Here is a 26,651-nt window from a genome sequence, read left to right as displayed (position 1 = left end):
GGGTCACGCCGAGAGCTCCACTCTGTGAGGCACCGGTGCCAGCGCACGGGTGACCAAGTCGTCCAGGATTGCCGAGCCGTGCCGGGTCATCACCGACTCCGGATGGAACTGCACGGAGGTGAAGCCGGGGCCGCGCAGGCCGTGCACCTCGCCGGTGGCAAGGTCGCGCGCGACCTCCACGTACCGGTGACACAGCGGGGTGTCGAGCAGCTCGCTGTCGTGGTGCGCGGTGAACGCGTTGTAGAAGTAGACCGGCTCCGGCGAGCCGAAGAGATCGACGGTGCGCCGCACGCCCTGGTTCGGGAAGTCCAGCTTGCGCAGCGGCAGTCCGAGCAGTCCGCTGAGGATCTGGTGGCTCAGGCACACCGACACGAACGGCACCCGCAGATTGAGCAGGCTGCGGGTCACCGCGCGCAGGTACGTGATCTTGGGGTGGGTCTCGTCGCGCGGATCGCCGGGCCCCGGGCCCAGCACCACGAGGTCGTATCCGGTCACCCGGTGCGGCTCGTCGAACCGGCTGACGGTCACGTCGAAGCCGAGCGCCCGCAGCTGGAGCGCGCCCATCGCCGTGAAGGTGTCCTCGGCGTCGATGATCAGCAGCTTGCCGCGGGTCGGGGCGGTCGCCGCCGGCGGCGCGAGCCAGAAGTCCGACAGCGGCGCGTTGCGCGAGGTGAGCGCGGCCCGGATCGCGGGATGTCCGTCGAGGCCCGCGGGACGTGCGTGTTCGGCGACGCGGTTGAGCGCGTCGAGCAGCCCGGCCGCCTTGGCTGCGGTCTCCGCGGCCTCCTTCGCCGGCTCGGAGTCGCGCACCAGCGTCGCGCCGACGCCGATCCGCATCCGGCCCGACAGGTCGACGTCCGCCGTCCTGATCATGATCGCGGAGTCCATCCGCCGCCGGTTCACGGCGTCGCGGCCGATCAGCGCGGCGACACCGGAGTAGTAACCCCGCCCGGCCGGTTCGAACTTGGCGATGACCTGGCAGGCGCTCTGCACCGGACTGCCGGTGACGGTGGGCGCGAGCAGCGTCTCGTGCAGGATCTCCCGTACGTCACGGGTGCTGCGGCCGACGATGCGGTACTCGGTGTGCGCGAGGTGGGCCATCTCCTTGAGCTGCGGGCCGACCACGCGCACGTCGTCGCAGACCCGGCTCATCATCTTCAGTTCCTCGTCGAGCACCATGTACAGCTCGTTGGTCTCCTTGCTGTCGGCGAGGAAGTCCAGCACGCCGTCCGCGGTCGGGCCGCCCTGCGGATAGCGGTAGGTGCCGCTGATCGGGTTCATCACCGCGATGCCGGCGTCGAGGCTGACATGGCGCTCGGGGCTGGCGCCGATGAAGGTGCGCTCGCCGGTGTGGATGAGGAAGGTCCAGTACGCGCCGGGTTCGGCGCGCAGCAGCCGGCCCCAGAACGCCAGCGCGGTGCGCACCGACCAGTTGGCGATCTCGGTGACGAAGCTGCGCTTGAGCACGAAGTTGGCGCCCGCGCCGTGACCGATCTCCTCGGCGAGCACCCGGCGCACCAGGTCGCCGTACTCCTCGTCGTCCAGGTCGAAGGTGCCGTCGCCCATCTCGATGGGCCACCGCAGCACCAGGTCGAGCACCTCGTCCACGGGCAGCAGCGACTGCTCGCGGACGGGCATCGCCAGCACCGGCTCGCCGTCGTCGTGATGGTCGTAGCCGCGCTCGCCGATCACCCGGTACGGGAGGAGCACCAGCGTCTCGTGCGTGTCGGGTTCGCCGAGGTCGGGGATCGGCAGCTCGGCCGTGCCGGCGACCTCGGTGAACTCGCCCAGCAGCAGATCGACCGTACGGCGCCGGCCGCTCTCCGGGCGGTGCAGCACCGCGAACGGCCTGGTGCCCCTGGCCAGTTCGTCGAGGGAGGTCATGACGAGCCTCCTGCGGACACGGTGACGGCCGCCGCGAGCTGGTCGAGCATCGTCGCGGTCGGAAGGGTCATGGCGCACCGGCTCGCCGCGTACTGAAGCGCCATCCGGTGGAACTCGGGCGTGAAGTCCGCGATCGCGTCCGCCACCACGAAGGGCTCGATGTTGTGCGCGAAGGCGTCGCAGGCGGTGAGCAGGATGCCGACATGCGCGTAGATCCCGCAGATGATCAGCTGGTCACGGCCCTGTTCGGCCAGCAGCTCGAGGAGCCCGGTGCGGTGGAAGGCGCTGGCCCGCCACTTGGTGAGGACGGTGTCCCGCTCACCGGGGCCGAAGGCGTCCGGGATGCCGCGGTCCGCGGGGTCGGCGGACATGCCCGCACCCCAGAAGTCGTGGAGCAGGCCGCGCTCTTCGGGCGACATGCCGCCGGGCTGGGCCGAGTAGACGACCGGGACGCCGAGATCGGCGCACTGCTCGCGCAGTGCGGTGACATGGGCGAGCAGATCGGTCAGCGGCTGGCTGCCGTCGGCGAACGGCGCGAGGAAGTAGTGCTGCATGTCGTGCACGAGCAGCACGGCCCGGCGGGGGTCGACGGTCCAGCGTGCGGTGTTGACCGGTAGTTCGACGGACCGCGGCATCGGATAGGAGTCGATAGGCGCAATCGCCACTGGTCGTTTCCTCTTCTCATGGATCGGTCGGACGTCATGGATCGGTCGAACTCATGGATCAGCCGAACGCCACGGAACGGTCAGACGCCGAGCGCGGCGCCGCCGTCAACGGTCAGGTCGTGCATGGTGATGTGGGAGGCCCGCTCGGAGAGCAGGAACAGCACGGCGTCCGCGATGTGCGTCGGCTCGGCGATCTTCCGCAGCGGAATGCCGACCCGGAACGCGTCGGGCACTCCGTCGATCGAGGCGCGCTCGGCGGCGTCGCCCTGGAGCGCGGTGAGCATCGGCGTCCTGGTGGAGCCCGGAGCGACGACGTTGCAGCGGATGCCGTACCCGGCCAGTTCCAGGCCGAGGCACTTGGTGAACATCGCGGAAGCCGCCTTGGACGCCGCGTACGCCGACATCGACATCCTTGGCGTGGCCGCCGCGTTGGAGGCGACCGTCACGATCGATCCGCGCCGGCGCGGCACCATCAGCCGGGCCACCGCCCGGCTGGCGTGGAACACGCCGCCGGCGTTGACCGCGAACGTGGTGTCCCACTCCTCGTCGGTGAGCTCGGCGGCCTGGCCGCTGCGCAGCACCCCGGCGGCGTTGACGAGGTATTCGATGGGGCCGAGTTCGGCCTCCACCTTGGCCATCGCGGTGTCCACGTCCGCGCTGTCCGTCACATCGGTGGCGACGGCGATCACGCGCCCACCGGTCGAGTCCAGTTCGGCGGCCAGTTCCCACAGCGCCAGGATGTCGCGGTCCAGCAGCGCGACCGGGGCCTCGGCGGCCACCAGGCTGCGCGCGATCTCCGCGCCGATCCCGCCGGCCGCGCCCGTCACGACGGCGACACCGGACAGCCGTCCGAGCAGCGCGCTCATCGGGTCACCTGCCCGAGAACGCGGCCGACGACCTCTTCGGGCACCCGCAGCGTGCGCGTCGTGAACGCGCCGAGCGCCTCCAGGTAGCGCTCCTGCAGTCCGGCCTCGTCGACCTCGACGCCCTTGCCACCGGACAGCAGCGTGCGGCCGCCGACGATCACGGTGTCCACATCGGCCGAGCCGGACAGCCACAGGAACGCCTCCAGCGGCCGCGGGTTGAGCAGGTAGCGCCAGTCGTCGGCCTTCACCAGCACCAGGTCGGCCTGCTTGCCCACCTCGAGGCTGCCGACCGCGTCGTCCCAGCGCAGCCCCTTCGCCGCGATCCGGGTGCCCATGGCCAGCGCGTCGCTGGGCAGCACCTCGGTCTGGTCGGCGCTCATCTCGTTGTACATCTGCCAGGCGGCGCGCATCGTCTCGGCGATCCCGGCGCTCGGCATCGACGATCCGTCGGTCGACAGCGACACGTCGAGGCCGGCGCGGCGCAGCGCCGGCACCACTGCGGTCTCGGTCAGCGACGACTCGCCCGACGGGCCGTACTTGCCGGGGGAGTGGCTGATGTGTGCGCGCGCGTCGAGCAGCAGCTGCTGCTCCTGCTCGTCGAGGAACGCACAGTGCCCGGCCATCAACCGCTCGTCCACCAGCCCGAGTTCGGCCAGCCGGCGCACACCCGTCTCGCCGTAGTACCTGCGCATCAGCTCGACCTCGTTGCGCAGCGCGCCGACATGGGTCGCGAAGCCGAGGTCGTGCCTGGCCACCAGCTCGGCCATGCCGCGCGCCAGCTCGTCGGTCATGTTGGTGACGTACGCGATGCTCGGACGGCAGCGGATACGGCCCGAGGTGTCCTTGCCGACCAGCTGAAGCAGTTCCTCGAAGGCCGCGAGCACGCCGTCGGCGTCCCGGGTGCGTACGAAGGTGTCCTGGTCGGGGAGGCAGACGGCGTCGGCCGCCCAGGTGCTCGCCGAGAACCGGATGCCCAGGCGCTGCGCCGCGGCGACCATCGAGTGCGGCCGGTTGAGCGAGCCCATGTCGCCGAGGGTGGTCACGCCGCCGCGCAGCTGGGTCCACATCGAGTACTCGGCGATCGCCTGCGCCTCGTCCGGCGTCATGCCGTCGATCAGCGGGTCGAAGCGGTCGAAGGTGGCGGATATCTGGTGCATGTCGCCGCCGCCGCCCATGAACGCGACCTCGTCGGCCCGGTCGGAGACCGGCCGCAGCGCACCGCGCATCGGGAAGCGCATGGCGAACATCTCGTGCCAGTGCGCGTTGACGAAGCCGGGCAGCACCATCATCCGGCCCGCGTCGGTCCGCTTCAGCCGGGCCCTGTCCGCCGGTTCGAGTGCGGCGACCGCCGTCTCGACCTCGGCCGCGGGTCCGACCGCGGCGATCGTGCCGTCGACGATCAGCACCGCGCCGCCCGCGTGGACGCTCTCCTCGGCGTCCGCCGTGTAGACGGTGCCGCCGGTGATCAACTGGACGGTCATCACGCCACCCCGGGCTCGGACGGCGCGGACGTGGCAGGCGCGGGCGTGGCCTTGGCGGTGAAGTGCGCCAGCCAGCCGGCCAGCGTGGGCGCGGCGACCAGCGCGTCGAAGTCGACGGCGATCTTCTGCTTGCGCCAGCGGCTGACCAGCCGCATGATCTCCAGCGAACTCAGGCCGAGGACCACCAGGTTGGCGTCCTGCGCGATCGCGTCGGGCTCGACGCCCAGCAGCGGCGCGACGGTTGCGCGAAGATCCTGCTCGGTAGGGGTCGGGGTGGTGTCCACGTCAGCCTTCCTGCTCGGACGCGGCTGTGACGGCCAGCGCCTTCTTGTCGACTTTGCCCAGCGGGGTCAGCGGGAGCTCGGCCACGTACCGCACCACGTCGGGCAGCTTGTAGTCCGCGACGCCACGGGCGTGAATGGCCTGCTTGAGGTCGGCCAGCGTCAACTGCCCGCCGTCCGGGACGAGATAGGCGCAGATCCGCTCGCCCAGGAACTCGTCCGGCACACCGATCACCGCGGCCTGCGCGATCGACGGCAGCGCGAGCAGATGGTCCTCGACCTCGCCCGCGGAGATCTTGTCGCCGCCGCGGATGATCATGTCCTTGATGCGGCCCTCGATCACCAGGTCACCGTCCTCGGTGAGCCGGGCGAGGTCACCGGTCCGGTAGAAACCGTCCTCGGTGAAGGCGCGCTTGTTGTACTCGGGCACGCCGTAGTAGCCGCGCAGCGTGTACGGGCCGCGGGTGATCAGCTCGCCGATGGAGCCGGCCGGCAGGGCCGTTCCGTTCTCGTCGACGATGAGCAGCTCGTCGGCCTCCGAGATGGCCTTGCCCTGCGTGGTCAGCACCGACTCGGCCGGGTCGTCCGGCCTGCTGAAGGTGAGCAGGCCCTCGGCCATGCCGAACACCTGCTGCAGCGAGCAGCCCAGCGTCGGCCCGATGCGCTCGGTGAACTCGCGTGTCATCCGCGCGCCGCCGACCTGGACCAGCCGCAGGCTGCTCAGATCGTCCTCGCTCCACTCGGCCGCCTCCAGCCACAGCTGCATGATCGACGGCACCATCGAGGTGACGGTGACCTTGTGCTCCTCGATCAGCGGAAAGCAGTCCAGCGGGTTCGGGGTGTCGGCGAGGACGGCGGTGCCGCCGGTCTGGAAGGTGCCGATGACTCCCGGGCAGCCGTACGCGAAGTTGAACTCGACCGGCAGCACCGCGAGATAGGTGTCGCGGTCGGTCAACTCGCAGACCTGGGCGGCACGTTCCGACTGGTAGACATAGTCGTCGTGGGTGCGCGGGATCAGCTTCGGCAGCGCCGTCGTCCCGCCCGAGAGCAGGAAGAAGGCCACGTCGGCGGGGTCGGGCTCGGGCAGTGGCTCCGGGTCGGCGTCGACCAGCTCCAGCTCGGAGACCGAGACGAAGCCCTCGGTCTTCGCGCCGAGCACGAACAGCGTGCGCAGGTCGGCGGCCTCCGCCTGGATTCCCAGCGCCATCTCGCGGTGGTCGAACCCGCGGTGGGTCTCCGGCAGTACGTAGCCGGTGGCGCCGCTGAGTTCGACGAGATGGCTGATCTCGGTGGCGCGGTGCGCGGGCAGCGAGAAGACCAGCTTCGCGCCGATCCGCATCAGCGCGAACGCGATGGCCACGAACTCCGGGACGTTCGGCAGCTGGACGACGATCCGGTCGTTCTCGCGCACACCGTGCGCGGCGAATCCGGCGGCGAGCCGGTCGGACCACTGGTCGAGTTCGGCGTAGCTGATCCGGCGCTCGCCGTGCACCAGCGCGGTGGCGGAGCCGTAACGCTGCGCGGCGCCGCGCAGCATCGTGCCGAGCGTCTCACCGCGCCAGATGCCCTGATCGCGGTAGCGCTGAGCGACGTCGGACGGCCATGGGGTGCATCCGGCAAGCATCAGGACTCCAGCTCGGCGTCGGTGGCTTCGGCCGGGGGCGCGTACTCGGCCGCGGACTCGGTGATGCGTACGACGGCGGCGCCGGCCTCCATGCCGGTGCTCGCGCCGATCAGCAGCACGTGGTCGCCGGGCTTGACCTGACCCGTGCGCCAGACGTGCTCCAGGCCCAGGAAAAGGTCGGCGGCGCCGGTGTGCCCGATGGTGTTGGCGTACTCCCAGAGGGCCTTGTCCTCGTCGACGTCCAGCGGCAGCAGGAACATCGCCTCCAGCGCGGGCCGGCCGAAGCCGACGTGGCAGACCTTGGCGATCTGGTCCAGCGACAGGTCCGCTTCCTTCAGCGTGCGTTCGGCGATCTCGGCGACCTTGTCGCCGAAGTTCTTGATCGGCGGGGCCTGGCCGGCCGCCCACTGCTCACGGACCTTCTGGGCCCGCTCGCCGAAGTTCAGGCCGCGGCCCCGGGTGACACCCGGCGGGAAGAGCTCCTCGCCGGCCCGGTGCAGGATCTCCATCGAGGAGTCGGAGAGCGAACCGACCGCGAGCAGCTCGGCGAAGCCGGAGCGGCGCGACAGCACCACGGCGGAGCCGGCGTCGGCGAGCACGAACAGGCCGGAGGAACGCCAGCGCTCCACGCCCGGAGTTGAGTAGTTGTCGCCGGTGGTGATCAGCGCGGCGTCGTGCGTGGGGTTGGCGGTCAGCCGGTTGGCGGCCACCTCGACGGAGGCGAGCATGCCGAGGCAGCCCTGCTTGATCTCCACGGCGGGCACCGGACGGTCGACCGTGTTGTTGAGGATGTAGTGGACCGCCGACCAGCCGTCGGGACCCTGGTGGTGGGTGTAGCTGTGCAGCAGGATGCCGATGTCGTCCGGGCCGTGGCCCGATCCGGACAGCGCGGCCCGCGCCGCGTCGATCGCCATGTCGGGTGCGGGTGTCGACTCGCTGACGGCCGCCGAACGCATGCCGGACTCCTGCCGGCTCGCCTCGTCGTACAGACCTTCCGCGACCGCGCGCTCGGCCGGAAACAGGGGCGGCAGATGGCTGCCGATCCCGGCGAGATACAGGTTCTCAGTCCTCATCGCGCCGACTCCTTCGTGGGGTGGGTGCCTTCGCGGCAAGCACAACACCTGGGCCGACGCCCCTCATGAGTAGGCGGTACTCAACCGTCGCGTATTAGACAGTGTCTAACGATGAGAGTCCTACGCAGGTAAACCTCTCCTCACCCACCGCGGCCGAGGGTGGCCGATTTGAGTAGCGACTACTCGGGCATGCGTGCGCGTCGCGGTGCTGTGCTGATCGCGTAGCCGCCGCGTGCCGACCGCCCGCGGCCCGGGCACAGACGAGGGAGATCCGATGTCGAGGTCGCGTCCCGAAGTGGGCGACTGGTCAAGTCCCGCCGAACTCGCGGTGCTTCAGCGTGCGGAGCTGCCACGGGTGATCGCGCAGGCGATGCGCTCGCCGTTCTACACCGCCCGCTACGACGGCCGGAGCGTGCCGCGCGGCGCGGAGGACTTCGACGGCATCGAGCTGACCACCAAGCAGGACCTGCGCGACGCCTACCCGTTCGGGATGCTCGCCGTGGACCGCGAACAGCTGGCCACCTACCACGAGTCCAGCGGCACGGCCGGCGACCCGACCGCGTCGTACTACACCGACGACGACTGGACCGACCTCGCCGAGCGCTACGCCCGCAAGTGGGTCGGCATCAACCCGTCGGACACCTTCTTGGTGCGCACGCCGTACGGACTGGTGATCACCGGTCATCTCGCCCAGGCCGCGGGCCGGCTGCGCGGCGCCACCATCGTGCCCGGCGACGCCCGTTCGCTCGCCACCCCGCTGCCTCGTATGGTCCGCGTGCTGAAGACCCTCGACGTGACGCTGACCTGGTGCAACCCGACCGAGATCATGATGCTCGCCGCCGCGGCCAAGGCCGCCGGACTCCGCCCGGACCAGGACTTCCCGGCCCTGCGCGCGATGTTCACCGCGGCCGAGCCGCTGACCGAGGTGCGCCGCCGCCGGCTCAGCGAGATCTGGGGCGGCATCCCGGTCGTCGAGGAGTACGGCTCCACCGAGACCGGCACCATCGCGGGCCAGTGCCCGGACGGCGCACTGCACCTGTGGGCCGACCGCGCGATCTTCGAGGTCTGGAACCCTCAGACCGGTGAACTCTCCGCCTCCGGCCGGGGCCAGCTGGTGGTGACCCCGCTCTACCGCGAGGCGATGCCGCTGCTGCGCTACAACCTCGCCGACGAGGTCGAGGTGTCCGACGCTCCGTGCGCGTGCGGCTGGCCGCTGCCGACAGTCCGCGTTCTCGGCCGGTCCGGCACCGACTACACGGTGGGCTCGGCGACGGTCAACCAGGCGCGCCTGGAGGAGCTGGTGTTCGGCCTGCCCGGCGGCTACGAGGTGATGTTCTGGCGGGCCATGGCCCAACCGGACGTGCTGCGCGTGGAGTTCGAGGCGCCGGACGAGACCCGCGAGCAGGCCGTCAAGGAGCTGGCCGAGGCGATCGACCGTGAGCTGGGCGTACCGCACCGGATCACCGGACTGCCGCTGGGCACGCTGGTGCCGCAGCAGGCGCTCACCGCGCAGCGCGACATCCTCAAGGCCCGCTATCTGTTCGGCGAGGGCGAGGACTGGGACAAGGCGGTCATGTACGCATGAGCCGCGTCCAGTCGCCCTCCGACGGTCCGCAGCCTGCCGAGTCCCCGCAGCCTGACGGTCCGGCCCCTGCCGATGCCGCGCGGCCTGCCGGCAGCCAACTTCTTCTTGTCCCGACGTCGTCCGGAGCGGACGACGCCCGACCCGTAAGCGGTGACCCCATGGTGAGTGCGTTGTCCCCCCTCCCGCCGAGCCCCGAGGACCCGATCGCGATCGTCGGCATCGGCTGCCGCTTCCCCGGCGGCGTCGACTCGCCGCAGGCGCTGTTTGAGCTGCTGATGGGCGAGGTCCAGACGGCAGGACCGATACCCGAGGACCGGTGGGCGCCGCAGCGCGCGCAGTCCCGGGAGAACGCGGCGGTGCTGTCGCGGGTGATCTCGAACGGCTCGTTCCTCGACGACATCGGCGGATTCGACGCCTCCTTCTTCGGCATCTCCGCCACCGAGGCGCGGCAGCTCGACCCGCAGCAGCGGATGGCGCTCGAAGTGGCCTGGGAGGCGCTGGAGCACGCAGGCATCCCCGCGTCCACGCTCGCGGGCAGCGACACCGGCGTCTTCGTCGGCGTCGGCACCGACGACTACGGCCGCCGGCTCCTCGAAGACCTCCCCGGAGTCGAGGCCTGGACCGGCATCGGCTCCTCGCTGTGCGGAGTGCCCAACCGGATCTCGTACACGCTCGATCTGCGCGGACCGAGCGTCGCGGTCGACACCGCGTGCTCGTCGTCGCTGGTGGCCCTGCACCAGGCGTGCGCCAGCCTGCAGCGCGGCGAGGTCCCGGCCGCGCTGGCGGGCGGCATCATGCTGATGGCCGGCCCGGGACTGACGACCGTGCTCGACATCGCGGGCGCGATCTCGCCGGACGGCCGCTCGAAGGCGTTCGACGAGGCGGCCAACGGCTATGGCCGCGGGGAGGGCTGCGGCATCGTCGTCCTCAAGCGCCTCGCCGACGCGGAGCGCGACGGCGACCGCATCATCGCGCTCGTCCGCGGCAGCGCCGTCCACCAGGACGGCCGCACCGACGGCATCATGGCCCCGAGCTCGTCCGCCCAGGCGCACCTGCTGCGCAAGGCGTACGCGGCGGCCGGCATCGCCCCGGGCGAGGTCGACTACGTCGAGGCGCACGGCACCGGCACAAAGGTCGGCGACCCGATCGAGGCGGCGGCACTCGCCGAGACGGTCGGCGCGCGCTCGGCCGGCCGGGGTCCGTGCCTGATCGGCTCGGTGAAGACCAACATCGGCCACTGCGAGGCGGCGGCGGGCATCGCGGGCCTGATCAAGACGGCACTGGCGATGGAACACGGCGTGATCCCGCCGACGTTGACGGTGTCGGGTCCGCGCAAGGACATCCCGTGGTCGGAGTCCGGCCTCGCCCTGGTGACCGAGCCGACACCGTGGCCTCGGACGGACCGCCCGCGCCTGGCGGGAGTGGCGAGCTACGGCTACGGCGGAACGATCTCGCACGTGGTGCTCGAACAGGCCCCGGTTCCCGCCCCTACGGAGGCGGAGCGGAACACGGCGGCCGGGGTCACCCCGCTCCTCTTCCCCGTCTCCTCCGCCACCGAGCCCGGGCTCGCCGCGCAGGCCGCGCGGCTCGTCGGGGCTCTGCCCGCGTACGCGCTGCCCGACGTCGGGCACACCCTCGCGCACCGCAGGACCCATCTCGCGTCCCGCGCCGTCGTCGCCGCGGCCGACGCGGACGAACTCACCGCCGGGCTCACCGCGCTGGCCGACGGCGAGGCCCACCCGGCCGTCGTCACCGGCGAGGCATCCGGCCCCGCCAAGGCTCCCGTCTGGGTGTTCTCCGGACACGGCGCGCAGTGGTCCGGCATGGGCCAGGGCCTTCTCGTCGACGAGCCCGTCTTCGCCGACGCCATCGACCGGCTCGGGCCGATCTACGCCGAGGAGCTCGGCGTCACCCCACGCGAAGTGCTCAGCAGCGGCGAACTCGGCTCCGTGGACATCATCCAGTCCATGCTCTTCGCCATGCAGATCGGTCTCGCCGCGGTGTGGCGACGCCATGGCGTGACGCCCGGCGCGGTCATCGGCCACTCCGTCGGCGAGATCGCCGCCGCGGTCGTCGCCGGTGTGCTGTCCGAGGAGGACGGCGCACGGCTCATCTGCCGCCGCTCCGCGCTGCTGCGCAAGGTCGCCGGCATGGGCGCCATGATCATGGTGGACCGGCCGTTCGACGAGGTGCACGAGCAGATCGGCACCCGTCCCCGCGACGGCGAACTGGCCGCCGCCATCAAGGCCGCCCAGAACTCCACCGTCGTCGCCGGTGACATCACCGCCGTCGACGAAGCCGCCGAGGAGTGGGCCGAACTGGGCTGGACCGTACGCCGGGTCGACTCCGACGTCGCGTTCCACAGCGCGCACATGGACGAGATCAGCGCCGACCTCGCGGTCGCGGTCGCCGACCTCGACCCCGCCCGCCCGCAGGTGCCGCTGTACCTCACCGCACTCGACGACCCGAGGTCCGACCGCCGCCAGGACGCGAGCTACTGGGCCGCGAACCTGCGCAACCCGGTGCGGTTCCACGACGCGGTCCAGGCGGCCGTCGAGGACGGCCACCGGCTGTTCCTCGAGGTCTCCGCGCACCCGGTGGTCAGCCACTCGATCACCGAGACCGTCTCCGCCACCCCGGGCGCGCTGGTCGCTCCGACCCTGCGCCGCAACAAGCCCGAACGGGCCACCCTGCTCGCCTCGTTGGCCCGGCTCCACTGCCACGGCGTACCGGTCGACTGGTCGGTCCTGCAGCCCGCCGGACGCCGCGCCGGGCTGCCGACGACCGCCTGGCAGCACGACCGGCACTGGGTCGACGCCCGCGGGCTCACCGAGTCGCCGGTCGACACGCTGCTCGGCACCGAGACCTCGGTGCACGGCTCGCGGCTGCGCATCTGGCAGACGACGCTCGACCTGCGCACCCGTCCCTACCCGCAGCGCCACCCGGTGCTCGGCACGGAGATCGTCCCGGCGGCCGTGCTGGTGAACACCTTCCTCACCGCGGGCCGTACGGACGTACTCACGGATCTGCGCCTGCGCCAGCCGGTCGTGGTGCCCCAGCAGGAGACCCGCCAGCTGCAGATCGTCCGCGACGACACGGGCCTGCGGCTCGTCTCCCGCAGGCTGGGCGCGCCCGACTCGGCGTGGGCGACCCACACCCTGGCGACGGTCGGCGGCGGTGAGGAGTACGAGCCGGTCTCCGTCGGCGACGCGCCGGAGCGGCTGGACCCCGGCTACGTCGTCGAAAGGCTCGCCGAGCTCGGTGTCGCGGACATGGGCTATCCGTGGCGGATCGAGGAACTGCGCCGCGGCGAGGGGACGTTGACCGCCACCGCGAGCGCCGACCTCGACCGCAGCTGGGCGGCGATCCTGGACGCCGCGCTGTCCATGGCGTCGGTGATCTTCCCCGGGCCGGCGGTGCTGCGCATGCCCGCGCACATCGACCAGGTGACCCGCTCCGGCCCGCCGCCGCGCAGCGCGACGATCGAGGTACGCCTCGACCCCGAGCGTCCGACGACGGTCCATGTCGACATCCGCGGCGCTGATTCCGTGTGCAGCCTGCGCGGACTGACGTACGGCGAACTAGACGGCGATCTGTCCGGCGACGAGCAGGCGGCCGGCGGCCGGTTCGAGCTCGCCTGGCAGCCGTTCCCGGTGGACACCGCCGCGCACACCACGCTGCCCGAACGCACCGTGCTGGTGCTCGGCCCGACCGATCTGGCGCGCTCGCTCGTTCCGGCGTGCGCGGCGCACGGCGCGACGGTGAGCGTGGACAGGAACGCACTGGCCGAGGCGGACCATGTGCTGTACGCCCCGACCGCGTCCGCCGCCGACGCCGCCGATGTCGCTGTGGAGTTCGCCCGTGTCGTCCGTGAGATCTCGGCACTGTCCGGCCGCAAGCCCCTGCTCTGGTGCCTCACCAGCGGCGTACGGGACGCGACGGCGATCGAGGACCTCGGCGGCTCGCCGCTGTGGGGCATGGGCCGGGTCGCGGCGAGCGAACACCCCGAGTTCTGGGGCGGCGTCGTGGACCTGCCTGCCGGACCGATCGAGGAGCCGGCCGCCACGCTGCTGCTGAACCTGCTGCATCTGCGTCCCGCCGAGCCGGTGTTGTCGGTCGCGGGCGGCGAGGTGCAGGTGCCGCGGCTGGTCACGGCCGTGCTTGCGGAGGACGCCGAGCCGTTCACCTGCCGCCCCGACGGTACGTATCTGATCACCGGCGGTCTCGGCGTACTCGGTCTGGAACTCGCCGAACACCTCGCCCAGCGCGGTGCCCGCCGGATCGTGCTGCTCGGCCGTACCGCCGTACCGCCGCGGGCTCAGTGGTCCGAGGACGACCGGCGGATCGAGGCCCTGCGCCGTCTGGAGGCGGCCGGAGTCACCGTCAGTACGGTCGCCGTCGACATCACCGACCTCGAGGCGACCCGGACGGCGCTCGCAGCGCTCCAACTCCCGCCGGTCCGCGGCGTGGTGCACGCGGCGGGCACCGTGCACAGCGCGCTGATGCAGCGTCTTGACGCGGGCCATCTGCGCGATGTCATGCGACCGAAGGCGGACGGCGCTCTGGTCCTGCACGAGCTGTTCCCGCCCGGGTCGACGGACTTCTTCGTCCTCTTCTCCTCGGCGGGCCCGCTGCTCGGTCTGCCGGGCCAGGGCGCGTACGCGGCCGCCAACGCGTTCCTCGACGCCCTCGCCGCCCACCGGCGCGCGGCGGGCCACGAGGAGTCGGTGAGCATCGCCTGGACGAGCTGGCGCGGCATGGGCATGGCGACGGCGGCGGAGGCGACCGACGTCGAACTCGCCGCCCGCGGCACCGCGGACATCGCTCCGGACCAGGCCCTGCGCGCCTTCGACCAGACCGCGGCGGGCGGCTCGGCCGCCCTGGTCTCCGTCCTCAGCCTCCTCCGAGGCCACACCGGCCCCCGCCCCGCTCTCCTGGCGGAACTGGCCCGTGACGACGCCTCCCAGCCGGCCGAAGTCCCGGACTGGGTGGGCCTCACCGGCGACGAGCTGGCCGCGTACCTGCTCGACGACGTACGCCAGCGGGTCGCCACGGTCCTCGGCATGCAGCCCTCCGCGGTCGGCGTCCACCGCCCGCTCACGGAGGCCGGCGTCGATTCCCTCCTGGCGGCGGCGGTCCGGGTGGCGCTGGAACGCGACCTGGGCGTGGCGCTCCCGGCGACGCTGCTGTGGAACTACCCGACGGTGAGCGAGATCGCGGGCTACTTGGCGAGCGTCCTCACCGACAACGCGGAGTCGTCCGCCCGGGCCTCCGCCTGAAAACTGAGGGCCGCCCCCCTCGGCCCCCAGCCCTCAAGCCCCCTGGACATGGTCCGGGGGGCTTGAGGCGCGGGCGACTGACAGGCGGGAGGCGATCAGCGACGCCGGCCGGCGTTGAGCCGGGCGGCCTGGCGCGTCAGATGGTCGCGCTCGGCGAGGTTGGGTGCCTTTTGGGCCGCCTCGGCGTACAGCCGTGCCGCCGTCGCCAGGTCGCCGTCGCGCTCGTGGAGGTATGCCGCCACCGCGGTGTGGCGGGGCAGGGAGTCGTCCAGCGCCGAGAGCGCCGCCAGGCCGGCGCGCGGTCCGTCGGCCTCGCCGACGGCCACCGCGCGGTTGAGCCGGACGACCGGGCTGTCGGTCAGGCGCGCGAGCTCGTCGTACCACTCGACGATCTGCACCCAGTCGGTCTCCTCGGCGGTGGGCGCGTCGGCGTGGAGTGCCGCGATGGCGGCCTGGGCCTGGAACTCGCCCAGCCGGTCGCGGGCGAGGGCCGCCTGGAGGATCTCGACGCCTTCGGCGATCGACTTGGTGTCCCACCGGCCGCGGTCCTGCTCGGCAAGTGGCACCAGGCTGCCGTCGGCCGCGGTCCGGGCTGCGCGCCGGGCGTGGTGGAGCAGCATGAGGGCGAGCAGCCCCGCCACCTCGGGGTGATCGATCGCGGCCGCGAGTTGCCGGGTGAGCCGGATGGCCTCGGCGGCGAGGTCGACGTCGCCGGAGTAGCCCTCGTTGAAGACCAGGTAGAGGACGCGCAGCACGGTGGCGACGTCGCCGGGCCGGTCGAAGCGCACGCCGGAGACGGTGCGTTTCGCCCGGCTGATGCGCTGCGCCATGGTCGCCTCCGGCACCAGGTAGGCCTGGGCGATCTGGCGGGTGGTGAGCCCGCCGATGGCGCGCAGCGTGAGCGCGACCGCGGACGACGGTGTCAGCGCCGGGTGCGCGCACAGGAAGTAGAGGTGGAGCGTGTCGTCCACCGCGGGCGCGGGGCCGGGCGCCGGCTCCTCGTCGACGAGGTCCTCACGCCGGCGGCGGGCGGTGTCCGCGCGGGTCGCGTCGAGGAACTTGCGCCAGGCCACGGTGACGAGCCAGCCCTTTGCGTCCCGTGGCTGGTCGGACGGCCAGACGCGGACCGCCTCGACCAGCGCTTCCTGCACGGCGTCCTCGGCCGCCGCGAAGTCGGCTCCGCGGCGGACGAGGATGGCGAGCACGCTCGGCGTGAGGCTCCGGAGCAGGACCTCGTTCACGTCAGAGGTCACTCCGTGATGGTGGGCGACACGCCGTAGAACGGGCGCAGCTCCAGCCACTCGTGGATCGGCTTGCCGCCCGCACCAGGGGCGGCCGACAGCTCGCCGGCCAGCTCGACGGCGCGCTCGTAGCTGTCGACGTCGATCACCATCCAGCCGGCGATGAGGTCCTTGGTCTCGGCGAACGGGCCGTCGGTGACCGGCGGGCGGCCTTCGCCGTCGTACCGGACGAACGTCCCCTCGGGGGCGAGGGCCTGACCGTCGACGAACTCGCCGGTCTTCTCGAGCCGGGCCGCGAAGTCGTTCATGTACTGCAGGTGCGCCGAGATCTCCTCAGGCGTCCACTGGTCCATGGGCACGTCGTTGACCGCAGCCGGAGCTCCGCGGTAGTGCTTGAGCAGCAGGTACTTGGCCATGGTGGTTCTCCTCGGTGCTGGTGCGACCCATTGTGGTCGCGTTCACCTCGGGGACGGAGCCGGCCACGGGTTCTCGACATCGTCGTCCAAGTTTTTTTGTACGTGAGCTTCACGCCGACAGCAGCGCCTGCGCCCCGTCCAGGGACCGTTCCATCGTCAGCCTGAAGAACGCCAGGTCCTCCGCCGCCAGCCGTTCCGGGTCCTCGCTCCGGGCCACCGCCTGGGCGCCGGCTGCCGCCAGGCCGGGACGTGAAGTGTCCGCCGCGAACCGGGCCATCGCGCGGCCCATGTCCGCGCGGGCGTTCGGGAAGTAGCTGTCGCGGTCGTCCTCCACCGCGACCAGCATGAACGCGCTGTTGAGCAGGTAGCGGTAGATCTCCGTGGCGTGTTCGCCGAAGCCGGCGCCCAGGAGCACCTTGATGCCCTTGTCGATGGTCGGCAGCGCCGACGGGACGTTCGGGCCGACCACCACCAGGCGGCGGGCCACTCCCGGGTACTGGCGCAGGACCGTGCGGCCTTCGAGCATCAGGGCGCTGAACCAGTCGCGCCAGGGGACCGAGACGTCCGGGACCGGGATGCGGGCGATGACGCGGTCCGTGACCGCCATGACCACTGCCTCGCGGTCGCCGACGTGGTGGGCCACCACGCCCGGCCACACATCCAGCTTCGTGGAGATCTGCCGGATCGACCAGCCGTCGAGCCCGTGCTGCGCGGTCAGTTCGACCGCGGCGTCAATGATCTTGTCCGCCGTGATCGGCGGCAGACCCGCCGAGGCCCGGGACCGACGGCGCGGAGCTGACTCAGACATGACGGAAAACCTAACGCTGAGGGGGTGTGACCAAGGCAACTTGACGCCCGGCAACCCGCAGGGCATAGAGTCAGCCTAACCTATTAGTCACTGTCTAAGAGATGCCCGTACCGACCTGCTCACCGTCGATGCCACGGCGCGCGGTGCTGGTCAGGGCTGCCTTCCGTTCCCTTCGCACCCTGAGAGGCTTCGCGTCATGCGGAAATGGATGCCACTGCTGGCGGTCTGCCTGGGCACCTTCATGCTGTTGATCGATGTGACGATCGTCAGCGTCGCGCTTCCCCAGATGACCGATTCCCTCGACGCGTCGTTCTCCGCCCTGCAGTGGGTGGTCGACATCTATGTGCTGGTGCTCGCCGCGCTGCTGATGGCCATCGGCTCGCTGTCGGACCTGATCGGCGCGCGGCGGGTCTATCTCGTCGGCCTGGCCGTGTTCGCGGTCGCCTCGCTGGCCTGCGGTCTCGCCGACTCCAGCGGCCTGCTGATCGCGGCCCGCGGTGTGCAGGGACTCGGCGCGGCGGCGATGTTCGCCACCAACACCGCTCTGCTGGCGGGCAATTACCAGGGCAAGGACCGCGGGCTCGCGTTCGGCCTGTGGGGTGCGGTCAACGGAGCGGCCGCCGCGGCCGGTCCGATCCTCGGCGGACTGCTCACCGAGCACCTGAACTGGCGCTGGATCTTCCTGGTCAACCTGCCGGTCGCCGCCGTCGCGCTGTTCGTCGGCGCGAAGTACCTGGCCGGCTCGGCCACCCGGACCGACCGCCGGGTCGATCTGCCGGGCACGATCGGCTTCACGCTGGTGTCGACTCTGCTGATCTTCGCTCTGATCCACGCGGGCGAGGACGGCTGGGGATCGAACCTCACGCTCATGCTGTTCGGCGGATCCGCCCTCGCGCTCGTGGCGTTCGTCCTCGTCGAGCGCAACAAGCGGGATCCGATGCTGGATCTGGCGCTGCTGCGCACACCTTCGTTCGGCGGTCTGATGGCCGGCGCGGTGATCTTCAGCGCCGCGGCCTTCGCCAACCTGGTCTTCGTCTCCGTGTGGGCGCAGTCCGTACTCGACTACAGCCCCGTCAAGGCGGGCCTGATCCTGATGCCGCTCAGCGGAATGTCCTTCGTGGCCGCCGGGTTGGCGGGACGGTTCCTGTCCTCCGTCGCGCCGCAGTGGCCGATCGGCATCGGTCTGCTGCTGATCGGCCTGGGCACGGTGATGGAGATGCTCGTCACCGGCGACTCCGGCTGGACGGCGCTGCTGCCCGGAATGATCGTCACCGGTATCGGCGTCGGCATCGCGTCGCCGACGCTCGCGTCCGCCGCGCTGGCCGCGGCACCGGCGAGCCGGGCCGGTATGGCGGGCGGCGCGGCGAACACCTTCCGCCAGCTGGGCTTCGCGGTCGGCATCCCGGTCGTCGGCGCCATCCTGTCCGGCGTCATCGCGGGCAAGCTGGACGACAGCAAGCTGTTCGCCGACTCCGACACGGCGGCCGAACTGGTCACCGGCGGCCAGGCGTCGGGTGTGGTCGCAGCGCTGCCCGAGCAGTCCCGGGCCGCCGCGACCACCGCGGTGGAGAACGCCTACGCGGCGGGCCTCGACCAGGTCTTCCTGGCCAGCGGCATCGCCGCGCTGGCGGCCGGGGTGCTCGTCCTGCTGCTGGTGCGCCGGTCACCCGAACACCCGGACGTCGAGGCTCCGGAGTACGACGGAAAGCCGTCGGCGACCGCGGAAACGTCGGTCCGGGCCGGCTGAGAAGCGCCTCCTGGGATCCGTCGATCGTCAGTTCGGCGGACCCCGGAATTCGGTCCATGTTTTGGTTGACGGTTTGACGGAAATCCCGTGGCGGCAACAGTTCCTGGTCACTTGGTGTCCACTTGTGGCCGAAGCGTTCGTCGGGGATTCGCAATTGCTCAATGGGAATGATCGCTTCCGCGCACAGATCGCAATAGAGTGAGACTCGAGTGGGACGTATGCCGGTGTTTTTTGGGCTGGCGTTGGCCATTTGCGCTTGAAGGGTGGGGGACTGGTGAGGATTGCCAAGGGAGCCGGTCTGCGAGCCGCTCGCATCAAGGCGGGGTTAACGCAGGACGAAGTGGCTCGAAGGGCCGACATAAGCGTCAGAACCGTCCGGCATATCGAGCGCGGCCAGGTGAAGAATCCGCGGCATGACACGCTCGCCCGCATGGCCGAAGCTGTCGGGTACGAGACCGCCGCAGGTACGGGCCGCGAACCTGATGTCGTCACGCCATCGGAACAGTCCGGAATTCCCCATGAAATACGCCTGTTGGGGCCGTTGACGGTTTTGTCCGCCGGTCTTCCCGTCACCATGCCGCTGAAACAGCGCGCACTGCTCGGCCTGCTTGCCGTGCAGCCCGACCAGACGGTGAGCCATGAAGAGATAGCGGATGTGCTGTGGAGCGGTGAAGCACCCTCCGCCTATCCGCAATTGGTTCACACCTACGTCGCCCGGCTTCGCCGGATTGTCGAGCCGGGACACGGCCGGCACGGCGGCGGCCGCCGGATCAGCACCGTGCGCGGCGGCTATGTGTTCAACAGCAGCGGTGTCGACCTGGATCTGCGCCAGTTCGAGGAGCGCGGGGCACGTGCCACGCAGACCGCGGAGTCCGACCCGGCCGCCGCGCTGGAGCTGTTCGGTCAGGCGCTGCGTGGCTGGCAGGGCCGGCTGCTCCAGGACCTGCCGCAGCTGCACCACCACCCGGCCGTCGTCCGCGTGTCGCAGCGGCATATCGACGTCGCCATCGAATTCGCCGATCTGGCCCTGCGGTTGAACCGCTCCGCCTTCGCCGTCGAGCACCTCAGAATTGCCTCCTACGAAGAACCGCTGCACGAGGCCCTCCAGGCGCGGATCATGCTCGCCCTCGCCGGCTCCGGCCGCCGGGCCGCAGCGCTGCGGCTCTTCACCGATCTGCGGATGCGGTTGAAGAAGGAGCTCGGCGTGGAGCCGAGCGAGGAGATCTGGCAGGCCCGCCAGGCGATCCTGACGAACGACACCGCCGACGGGCGACCCGATCCGCACCCCGCCGAACAGCCCAGTTCGCGCACGCGCACGTCGTACGGATCGACGCCGGCCGGATCGCAGTACGGATCGACGCCGGCGGGATCGCAGCCGTACGGATCGAAGCCGAGCGGATCACCGTCGTACGGTCAGGCCGCCGACCCTTCGTACCGCACCTCCGCAGACGGCGTGCCTTCGCCTGCGCCTGCCCCGGCCCGTCCTCATAGCCTTGCGCCGCCCGCCCAGCTTCCGCCCGTCATCACTCCTTTCATCGGCCGCAACGATCAACTCGCCGCGCTCGACGGCCTGTTGGCCCACCAGCGCAAGGGCCACCCCTCCGTCGGCATCGCGGCCATCCACGGGCCGCACGAGATCGGCAAGACCGCGTTGGCCGTGCGCTGGGCCCATCACCGGCACGAGGAGTTCCCGGACGGCCAGCTCTACGCCGACCTGCAGGGCAGCGGCGCCCGGCCGGTGCACCCGCAGACCGTACTCACCCGCTTCCTGCGCTCGCTCGGCGTGCCGGACGAATGGATACCGGACACGCAGGAGGAGGCATCCGCGCTGTTCCGCAGTCTGCTGGCCGGCCGGCACTTCCTGCTGGTGCTCGACGACGCCGCGGACACGGCACAGGTCCGCGGACTGCTGCCGGGCACACCGGGCAATCTGGTCGTGGTGACCAGCCGGACGCCGCTGATGGACCTGGTGACCCGCGAGGGCGCGATGCCGCTCGCCATCGACGTGCTTTCCGCCTCGGAGGCGTACGCGCTGATCGAGACCCATCTCGGCGCGGAGCGTACGGCCGCCGAGCCCGAGGCCACGCAGGAACTGGCCGCGGTGTGCGGGCAGTATCCGCTGCAACTGCGCATGGCCGTCGCGCGGCTTGCCGCGAGCCCGCATGTCTCGATCCACTCACTTGTCGCGGAACTCGCCCGCGACGAAGCCGGTGAACTCGGCCCGCGTCATGCCGAGCAGACGCCCGTAAAGAGCGCGTCCCGCAATGCGGGAGACCCCCGTTGGCAGCAGCTGACATGAACGCTGACAGCCTTACGCCAGCCTGACAGGACGCCACTTCCCGTTCTCTTCCGCCCAATCGTTGCAGCTCAGCAAGGGAATTCAGGGCCGGACAGGCTGACCGGGGCATTACGCACGCGTTAATGGGCCTTTCCGGCAGTGAAGTTCGGTTGCCCGATCTGGAGCGCAGACCTATGGTCAAAGCGCTCGCGGGCAAGTCCCGATTAATGGCCGGCTCCGGCCAATGCTGATGCATTCTGACGCCTCCACCGCACGAGGCGGCCTTACGGGGAAGTGCCTGTATCCCCGAAGGCGTGCAATAAGCCGCTTGAAAGGATGGGGAATGGCGAACGTTACGGCCGATGAAGCCCAGAAATGGTTGATCGAGGAGATCGCGCAGCGCCTGGGCGTTGCGCCGTCGGAGGTCCCGCCGGACCAGTACTTCGACGAGCTCGACCTCGACAGCACCGCGGCGCTGATCATCGCCGGTGAGATGGAGAGCTGGCTCGGCTTCGAGCTCGGTACGACGGCGCTGTGGTACCACCCGACCATCGAGGCTCTCGCGGCACACATCGCCGAAGAGTGCGAGAAGCGCACCGCCGCGGCGTAGCCCCTCGCGCCGCAGGCGCAGCGGGCCGGCCGCAGCCGCCGGTGCCCGGCAAGGCCCCGGGCGGCCCCGGCCCCCAGGACCTGATCCCAGGACCTGGCCCGAGGGCTGACACCAGGCCCGGCGGCATCCGCCCTGAGGCCTTGCCGCGCACACCGCACCAGCCGCGCACACCGCACCAGCCGCGCACACCGCACCTGGCGACCCACTGCTCGACGCCAACCGACGCAGCGGAGTTCGCCGATCTGGTCCGCCGCCCCAGGGCGGCGCGCGCCGACCGGCCCGGCCCGCCGGGCCGACGAGCCCGGAGCGCCGAGACCGAAGCCCTGTTCGCCCAGATCCAGAGAGACTTGCCGTGAACTCTTCGCAGGAATCCGACCTCGACCGTCGGCTCGCCCGGGACCCCATCGCCATCGTCGGCCTCTCCGCGCTCTACCCCAAGTCCAGCAATCTGCGGGACTTCTGGGCGAACGTCGTCTCGGCCGCCGACTGCATCGACGATGTGCCTTCCGACCACTGGGACGTCGACGAGCACTTCGACCCCGACCCGTCGGTGCCCGACAAGACGTACTCCAAGCGCGGCGGCTTCATACCCGACGTGCCGTTCAACCCGCTGGAGTTCGGCCTCCCGCCGAACACCCTCGAAGTCACGGACGTACTCCAGCTCCTGAGCCTGGTCGTCGCGCGCGATCTGCTCAAGGACGCCGGCGCCGACCAGGCTGGTCAGTCGTGGTACGACGCCTCCCGCACCGGCGTCGTCCTCGGCATCACCGGCGCCAACCAGCTCACCCAGCCGCTCACCGCGCGCCTCCAGAGCGGAGTGCTCAAGGAGGTCGTCCGCAGCTGCGGTCTGACCGACCGGGACGCCGAGGAGATCGTCGCCAAGTTCCGCCTCGCGTACGCGCCCTGGGAGGAGAACTCCTTCCCCGGCATGCTCGGCAACGTGGTCGCCGGACGGGTCGCCAACCGGCTCGACCTCGGCGGCATCAACATGACGATCGACGCCGCCTGCGCCAGCTCCCTCGGCGCGGTCCGCACCGCCGCCAGCGAGCTGCTCGAAGGCCGCTCCGACACGATGCTGGTGGGCGGCTGCGACGCCGAGAACACCATCTTCATGTACCTCTGCTTCAGCAAGACGCCGGCGCTGTCCAAGTCCGGCCGCATCCGGCCGTTCGACAAGGACGCCGACGGCACGCTGATCGGCGAGGGCATCGGCATGCTCGCGCTGCGCCGCCTCGCCGACGCCGAGCGCGACGGCAACCAGATCTACGCGGTCCTGCGCGGCATGGGCACCTCCAGCGACGGCCGCTTCAAGTCCATCTACGCCCCGCGCAAGGAAGGGCAGATGGTCGCGCTGCGCCGCGCGTACGAGGACGCCGACTGCTCGCCCGCGAGCGTCGAGCTCTTCGAGGCGCACGGCACCGGCACCGCCGTCGGCGACGCCACCGAGCTGAGCGCGCTCTCCGCCGTGGTCTCCGACGGCAACGAAGGCCGTCAGTACGCCGCCGTCGGCAGTGTGAAGTCGCAGATCGGCCACACCAAGGCGGCCGCGGGCGCGGCCGGCATGATCAAGCTGGCGCTCGCGCTGCACCACAAGGTGCTGCCGCCCACCATCAATGTGGACGAGCCCAACCCGGCCATCGACTTCGACGCCGGCCCGTTCTACGTCAACACCGAAGCCAGGCCCTGGATCCGCGACCCCGAGCGTCCCAAGCGCCGCGCCGCCATCTCCTCCTTCGGCTTCGGCGGCACCAACTTCCACATGGTGCTCGAGGAGCACGGCGACGGCGACGACCTCCAGGTCTCCTACCCGGTCGCCGCGGTCCACCTGTGGCACGCGCCCGACACCGCCGCGCTCACCTCCGCACTCGCCGGCGGCGCGCCCGCGACCGGCGGCCCGGCCCCCGAGGGCCACGCCCGCGTCGCGCTGGTCGCCCGCACCGAGGCCGAACTGGCCACCCTGCGCGAACTCGCGCTCGGCGAACTGCGCGCCAGGCCCGACGCGGACTCCTGGTCCCACCCGAAGGGCGTCCACTTCCGCCGCAGCGCCGCGCAGGCCGGCAAGGTCGCCGCGCTCTTCGCCGGCCAGGGCAGCCAGTACGTCAACCCCGGCCAGAGCGCCGTCATGGCCCTGCCGCCGCTGCGCGCCGCCTTCGACCGGGCCAACGTCCACTTCGACGGCGCCGAGCCGCTGTCCCGTATCGCCTTCCCGCCGCCGCTGTTCGGCGCCACCGCGCGCTCCGCGCAGGAGACCGCGCTCCAGGCGACCGCGTACGCACAGCCCGCGATCGGCGCGCTGTCGGCCGGCCAGTTCCGCTATCTGACCGAACTCGGCTTCGCCGCCGAGGGATTCCTCGGCCACAGCTTCGGCGAGCTGACCGCGCTGTGGGCCGCGGGCGCGCTCGACGACGACGCCTTCTTCGCGCTGGCCCGCGCCCGCGGCAAGGCGATGGCCCCGCCGCCGGAGGCCGGCTTCGACGCCGGTGCGATGGCCGCGGTCTCCGCCCCGGAGGAGCGGGTCGCCGAACTGCTCGCCGACCGGCCCGGACTGGTGGTCTGCAACCGCAACGCGGCCGACCAGATCGTCGTCGGCGGTGGCACGGACGAGGTCGAGCGCCTGGTTGCCGCGGCGAAGGCCGGGGGCCTGCGCGCCAGCCGCCTGCCGGTGTCGGCCGCGTTCCACACGCCGTTCGTCGGCCACGCGGTCGACGCGTTCCGCGGCGACGTGGAGCGCTTCGAGGTACGCCGCCCGAACGGCACCGTCTACGCCAACACCAAGGACGCGGTCTACGGCGACGACATCGCCGCCAACCGCAAGGTGCTGGCCGAGCAGCTGATCAACCCCGTCGACTTCGCGGCCCGCGTGGAGGAGATGTACGCGGCCGGGTTCCGGGTCTTCGTGGAGTTCGGCCCCAAGAGCGTCCTGACCCAGCTGGTACGCCGCATCCTCGGCGACCGCGACCACACGGTGGTCAACCTCGACGCCGGCCCCGGCAAGGACGCGGACGTCGCGCTCAAGCAGGCACTCGCGCAGCTCGCGGTGCTGGGCCTGCCGCTGGCGACGGCGGACCGCTATGTGGCGGCCCCGGCGAAGAACGAGCCGACCAAGGGCATGTCGATCCTGCTGAACGGCATCAACTACGTGTCGCCGGAACGGAAGGCGGCGTACCGGGACGCGATCGAGAACGGGTACCGGATCGCCGTTCCGACGGCGGGAGGACGCGCGGTGCCGGGTGCGCCTGTGCCGGGTTCGCCTGTGCCCGCGCTTGCGGCTTCCGCCACGGGCGCACCCGCGTATGCGGCGTCCGCCGCGCCTGCCGCGGCTTCGCACGCCACCGTGGCGGCTGGGCAGCCCGCGGGTTCCGCGCACGGCGCGTCGCCCGCTGCCGCTGCGCTGCCTGCGGGATCCCCGTCCGCGTCGGGCACGACAACTCCGGCCGGCGGGGCGGCAGCCCCAGCAGACCGGGGTCCGGGGCGGAGCCCCGGTCGTGCCGGGACCGCTCTCGCCACCGCAACCGCACCCGCGGAGGTCGTCGCAACCGCCCCCGCTCCCACCGTCATGGAGACAGACCACGTGGAAAGTGATCGCCTGGCCGATCTTGTGGCCGACCATCTCGCCCTGCACGACGACTACCTCAACGGCCAGCTGCAGAGCGCCGAGCGGCTCACCGGTCTGTTGGAGCGCGCCGCGGACCAGAACCAGCTCGGTCAGGTGCTGGCCGGGGTCAACGCCGTCAAGGAGCACGGCCTGGACATCGGCCGCAGCCACCTGAGGGCGAACGAGATCCTGCGGGACCTGGCCGGACTGGAACTGGGCACCGCGCCCGCTCCCGTGCAGGCCCGCCCGGCCGCCGCCCCTGCGGTCGCGCCGCAGGCGCTCGCCACGGCCCCGCAGCCGGTGGCTCCGGCCCAGGTCCCGGCTGCCATCGCGGCGGCCCCGGCCGCTGCGCCCGCGCAGATCGCCGCGCCCGCCGCACCGCAGGCCCTGGCTCCCGCGCCCGCCCCCAAGCCCGCCCCGGCTCCGGCTCCTGCCGCCCCCGCCGGCCTGGACGCGGCGACCGTCGAGTCCGCGCTGCTGGACGTCGTCGGTGAGAAGACCGGCTACCCGGCGGACATGCTCGAGCTGGACATGGACATCGAGGCCGACCTGGGCATCGACTCCATCAAGCGCGTCGAGATCATGGGCGTACTCCAGGAGCGCTTCGACGGCGGTGTCTCGGCCGGTCCGGAGCAGCTCGCGGAGCTGCGCACGCTGCGTCACATCGTCGACTTCATGACGGCCAACAGCACAGCCCCGGCAGCCTCCCAGGCTGCTCCGGCTTCAACCGGCCTGGACGCGGCCGGTGTTGAAGCCGCCCTCCTCGAGGTGGTCGGTGAGAAGACCGGCTATCCCGCGGACATGCTTGAGCTGGACATGGACATCGAGGCCGACCTGGGTATCGACTCGATCAAGCGTGTCGAGATCATGGGTGTGCTTCAGGAGCGGTTCGGTGAGGTCGGTTCGGCCGGTCCGGAGCAGCTTGCCGAGCTGCGCACCCTGCGTCACATCGTCGACTTCATGACGGCGAACGCGACGGCCACGGCTCCGGCTCCCGCGGCCGCTGCCGCCACCGGCCTGGACGCCGCGAGCGTCGAGTCCGCGCTGCTCGAAGTGGTCGGTGAGAAGACCGGTTACCCGGCGGACATGCTTGAGCTGGACATGGACATCGAGGCTGATCTGGGTATCGACTCGATCAAGCGTGTCGAGATCATGGGTGTGCTTCAGGAGCGGTTCGGTGAGGTCGGTTCGGCCGGTCCGGAGCAGCTTGCCGAGCTC

General features: G+C 71.4%; 16 protein-coding genes. 6 read left to right on the top strand and 10 right to left on the bottom strand.

Features of this window, described 5'->3' with window-relative positions:
- Positions 1 to 3 precede the first annotated feature (3 nt).
- The 7 genes from ACH4YL_RS30855 to ACH4YL_RS30825 form a co-directional block, all read right to left on the bottom strand.
- Complete coding sequence (locus ACH4YL_RS30855) at positions 4 to 1,884, bottom strand: anthranilate synthase family protein (RefSeq protein ID WP_398510752.1); 1,881 nt, start codon at positions 1,882 to 1,884, stop codon at positions 4 to 6.
- Positions 1,881 to 2,549: an isochorismatase family protein gene (locus ACH4YL_RS30850; RefSeq protein ID WP_398510751.1), complete on the bottom strand. Its 669-nt coding sequence runs from the start codon at positions 2,547 to 2,549 to the stop codon at positions 1,881 to 1,883. Before ACH4YL_RS30850 ends, ACH4YL_RS30855 begins: the two co-directional genes overlap by 4 nt.
- Positions 2,550 to 2,629: 80 nt before the next feature.
- The gene (locus ACH4YL_RS30845; protein ID WP_398510750.1) at positions 2,630 to 3,415 is read right to left on the bottom strand and encodes a 2,3-dihydro-2,3-dihydroxybenzoate dehydrogenase; all 786 of its coding nucleotides are present in this window, start codon (positions 3,413 to 3,415) and stop codon (positions 2,630 to 2,632) included.
- Positions 3,412 to 4,896, bottom strand: a complete 1,485-nt coding sequence (locus tag ACH4YL_RS30840) for an amidohydrolase family protein (RefSeq protein WP_398510749.1) — start codon at positions 4,894 to 4,896, stop codon at positions 3,412 to 3,414. Before ACH4YL_RS30840 ends, ACH4YL_RS30845 begins: the two co-directional genes overlap by 4 nt.
- On the bottom strand, positions 4,896 to 5,180 hold the full coding sequence (locus tag ACH4YL_RS30835) for a phosphopantetheine-binding protein (protein WP_398510748.1): 285 nt from the start codon (positions 5,178 to 5,180) through the stop codon (positions 4,896 to 4,898). The genes ACH4YL_RS30840 and ACH4YL_RS30835 overlap by 1 nt, the downstream gene beginning before the upstream one ends.
- A gap of 1 nt (position 5,181) precedes the next feature.
- Complete coding sequence (locus ACH4YL_RS30830) at positions 5,182 to 6,801, bottom strand: (2,3-dihydroxybenzoyl)adenylate synthase (RefSeq protein ID WP_398510747.1); 1,620 nt, start codon at positions 6,799 to 6,801, stop codon at positions 5,182 to 5,184.
- On the bottom strand, positions 6,801 to 7,874 hold the full coding sequence (locus tag ACH4YL_RS30825; protein ID WP_398510746.1) for a ketoacyl-ACP synthase III family protein: 1,074 nt from the start codon (positions 7,872 to 7,874) through the stop codon (positions 6,801 to 6,803). The genes ACH4YL_RS30830 and ACH4YL_RS30825 overlap by 1 nt, the downstream gene beginning before the upstream one ends.
- Before the next feature lie 274 nt (positions 7,875 to 8,148).
- Here ACH4YL_RS30825 and ACH4YL_RS30820 point away from each other — a divergent pair, with 274 nt between their 5' ends.
- Complete coding sequence (locus ACH4YL_RS30820; protein ID WP_398510745.1) at positions 8,149 to 9,459, top strand: phenylacetate--CoA ligase family protein; 1,311 nt, start codon at positions 8,149 to 8,151, stop codon at positions 9,457 to 9,459.
- A 161-nt stretch (positions 9,460 to 9,620) separates the two neighbouring features.
- Entirely contained in the window at positions 9,621 to 14,738 is a 5,118-nt protein-coding gene (locus ACH4YL_RS30815) for a type I polyketide synthase (protein ID WP_398510796.1), read from the top strand.
- Between the two features lie 95 nt (positions 14,739 to 14,833).
- Here ACH4YL_RS30815 and ACH4YL_RS30810 read toward each other — a convergent pair whose 3' ends face one another.
- The 3 genes from ACH4YL_RS30810 to ACH4YL_RS30800 form a co-directional block, all read right to left on the bottom strand.
- Positions 14,834 to 15,979: an RNA polymerase sigma factor gene (locus ACH4YL_RS30810; protein WP_398510795.1), complete on the bottom strand. Its 1,146-nt coding sequence runs from the start codon at positions 15,977 to 15,979 to the stop codon at positions 14,834 to 14,836.
- 8 nt (positions 15,980 to 15,987) lie between these two features.
- On the bottom strand, positions 15,988 to 16,395 hold the full coding sequence (locus tag ACH4YL_RS30805) for a YciI family protein (protein WP_398510744.1): 408 nt from the start codon (positions 16,393 to 16,395) through the stop codon (positions 15,988 to 15,990).
- A gap of 109 nt (positions 16,396 to 16,504) precedes the next feature.
- Positions 16,505 to 17,203 carry a TetR/AcrR family transcriptional regulator gene (locus tag ACH4YL_RS30800; RefSeq protein WP_398510743.1) on the bottom strand — a complete coding sequence of 233 codons (699 nt, stop codon included), beginning with the start codon at positions 17,201 to 17,203 and terminating at the stop codon, positions 16,505 to 16,507.
- A gap of 196 nt (positions 17,204 to 17,399) precedes the next feature.
- Here ACH4YL_RS30800 and ACH4YL_RS30795 point away from each other — a divergent pair, with 196 nt between their 5' ends.
- The 4 genes from ACH4YL_RS30795 to ACH4YL_RS30780 form a co-directional block, all read left to right on the top strand.
- Positions 17,400 to 18,950 carry an MFS transporter gene (locus ACH4YL_RS30795; RefSeq protein WP_398510742.1) on the top strand — a complete coding sequence of 517 codons (1,551 nt, stop codon included), beginning with the start codon at positions 17,400 to 17,402 and terminating at the stop codon, positions 18,948 to 18,950.
- 274 nt (positions 18,951 to 19,224) lie between these two features.
- On the top strand, positions 19,225 to 21,249 hold the full coding sequence (locus tag ACH4YL_RS30790; RefSeq protein WP_398510741.1) for a BTAD domain-containing putative transcriptional regulator: 2,025 nt from the start codon (positions 19,225 to 19,227) through the stop codon (positions 21,247 to 21,249).
- A 322-nt stretch (positions 21,250 to 21,571) separates the two neighbouring features.
- Positions 21,572 to 21,838, top strand: coding sequence for an acyl carrier protein (locus tag ACH4YL_RS30785; protein ID WP_398510740.1), 267 nt, complete (start codon positions 21,572 to 21,574; stop codon positions 21,836 to 21,838).
- Positions 21,839 to 22,190: 352 nt separating this feature from the next.
- A partial coding sequence (locus ACH4YL_RS30780; RefSeq protein ID WP_398510739.1) for a beta-ketoacyl synthase N-terminal-like domain-containing protein occupies positions 22,191 to 26,651 on the top strand: 4,461 nt, incomplete at its 3' end.

Source organism: Streptomyces sp. NPDC020681 (assembly GCF_044334895.1).
GTDB lineage: Bacteria > Actinomycetota > Actinomycetes > Streptomycetales > Streptomycetaceae > Streptomyces.
The sequence above is the reverse complement of the archived record's forward strand: the minus strand, read 5'-3'. Positions and strand labels throughout refer to the sequence as shown.

What these genes read in the sequence shown, in the direction of transcription:
- ACH4YL_RS30785 (WP_398510740.1), top strand. Translation starts at nt 21,572, where the DNA reads ATGGCGAACGTTACGGCCGATGAAGCCCAGAAATGGTTGATCGAGGAG.
- ACH4YL_RS30830 (WP_398510747.1), bottom strand. Translation starts at nt 6,801, where the DNA reads ATGCTTGCCGGATGCACCCCATGGCCGTCCGACGTCGCTCAGCGCTAC.
- ACH4YL_RS30800 (WP_398510743.1), bottom strand. Translation starts at nt 17,203, where the DNA reads ATGTCTGAGTCAGCTCCGCGCCGTCGGTCCCGGGCCTCGGCGGGTCTG.
- ACH4YL_RS30855 (WP_398510752.1), bottom strand. Translation starts at nt 1,884, where the DNA reads ATGACCTCCCTCGACGAACTGGCCAGGGGCACCAGGCCGTTCGCGGTG.
- ACH4YL_RS30820 (WP_398510745.1), top strand. Translation starts at nt 8,149, where the DNA reads ATGTCGAGGTCGCGTCCCGAAGTGGGCGACTGGTCAAGTCCCGCCGAA.
- ACH4YL_RS30805 (WP_398510744.1), bottom strand. Translation starts at nt 16,395, where the DNA reads ATGGCCAAGTACCTGCTGCTCAAGCACTACCGCGGAGCTCCGGCTGCG.
- ACH4YL_RS30845 (WP_398510750.1), bottom strand. Translation starts at nt 3,415, where the DNA reads ATGAGCGCGCTGCTCGGACGGCTGTCCGGTGTCGCCGTCGTGACGGGC.
- ACH4YL_RS30840 (WP_398510749.1), bottom strand. Translation starts at nt 4,896, where the DNA reads ATGACCGTCCAGTTGATCACCGGCGGCACCGTCTACACGGCGGACGCC.
- ACH4YL_RS30825 (WP_398510746.1), bottom strand. Translation starts at nt 7,874, where the DNA reads ATGAGGACTGAGAACCTGTATCTCGCCGGGATCGGCAGCCATCTGCCG.
- ACH4YL_RS30795 (WP_398510742.1), top strand. Translation starts at nt 17,400, where the DNA reads ATGCGGAAATGGATGCCACTGCTGGCGGTCTGCCTGGGCACCTTCATG.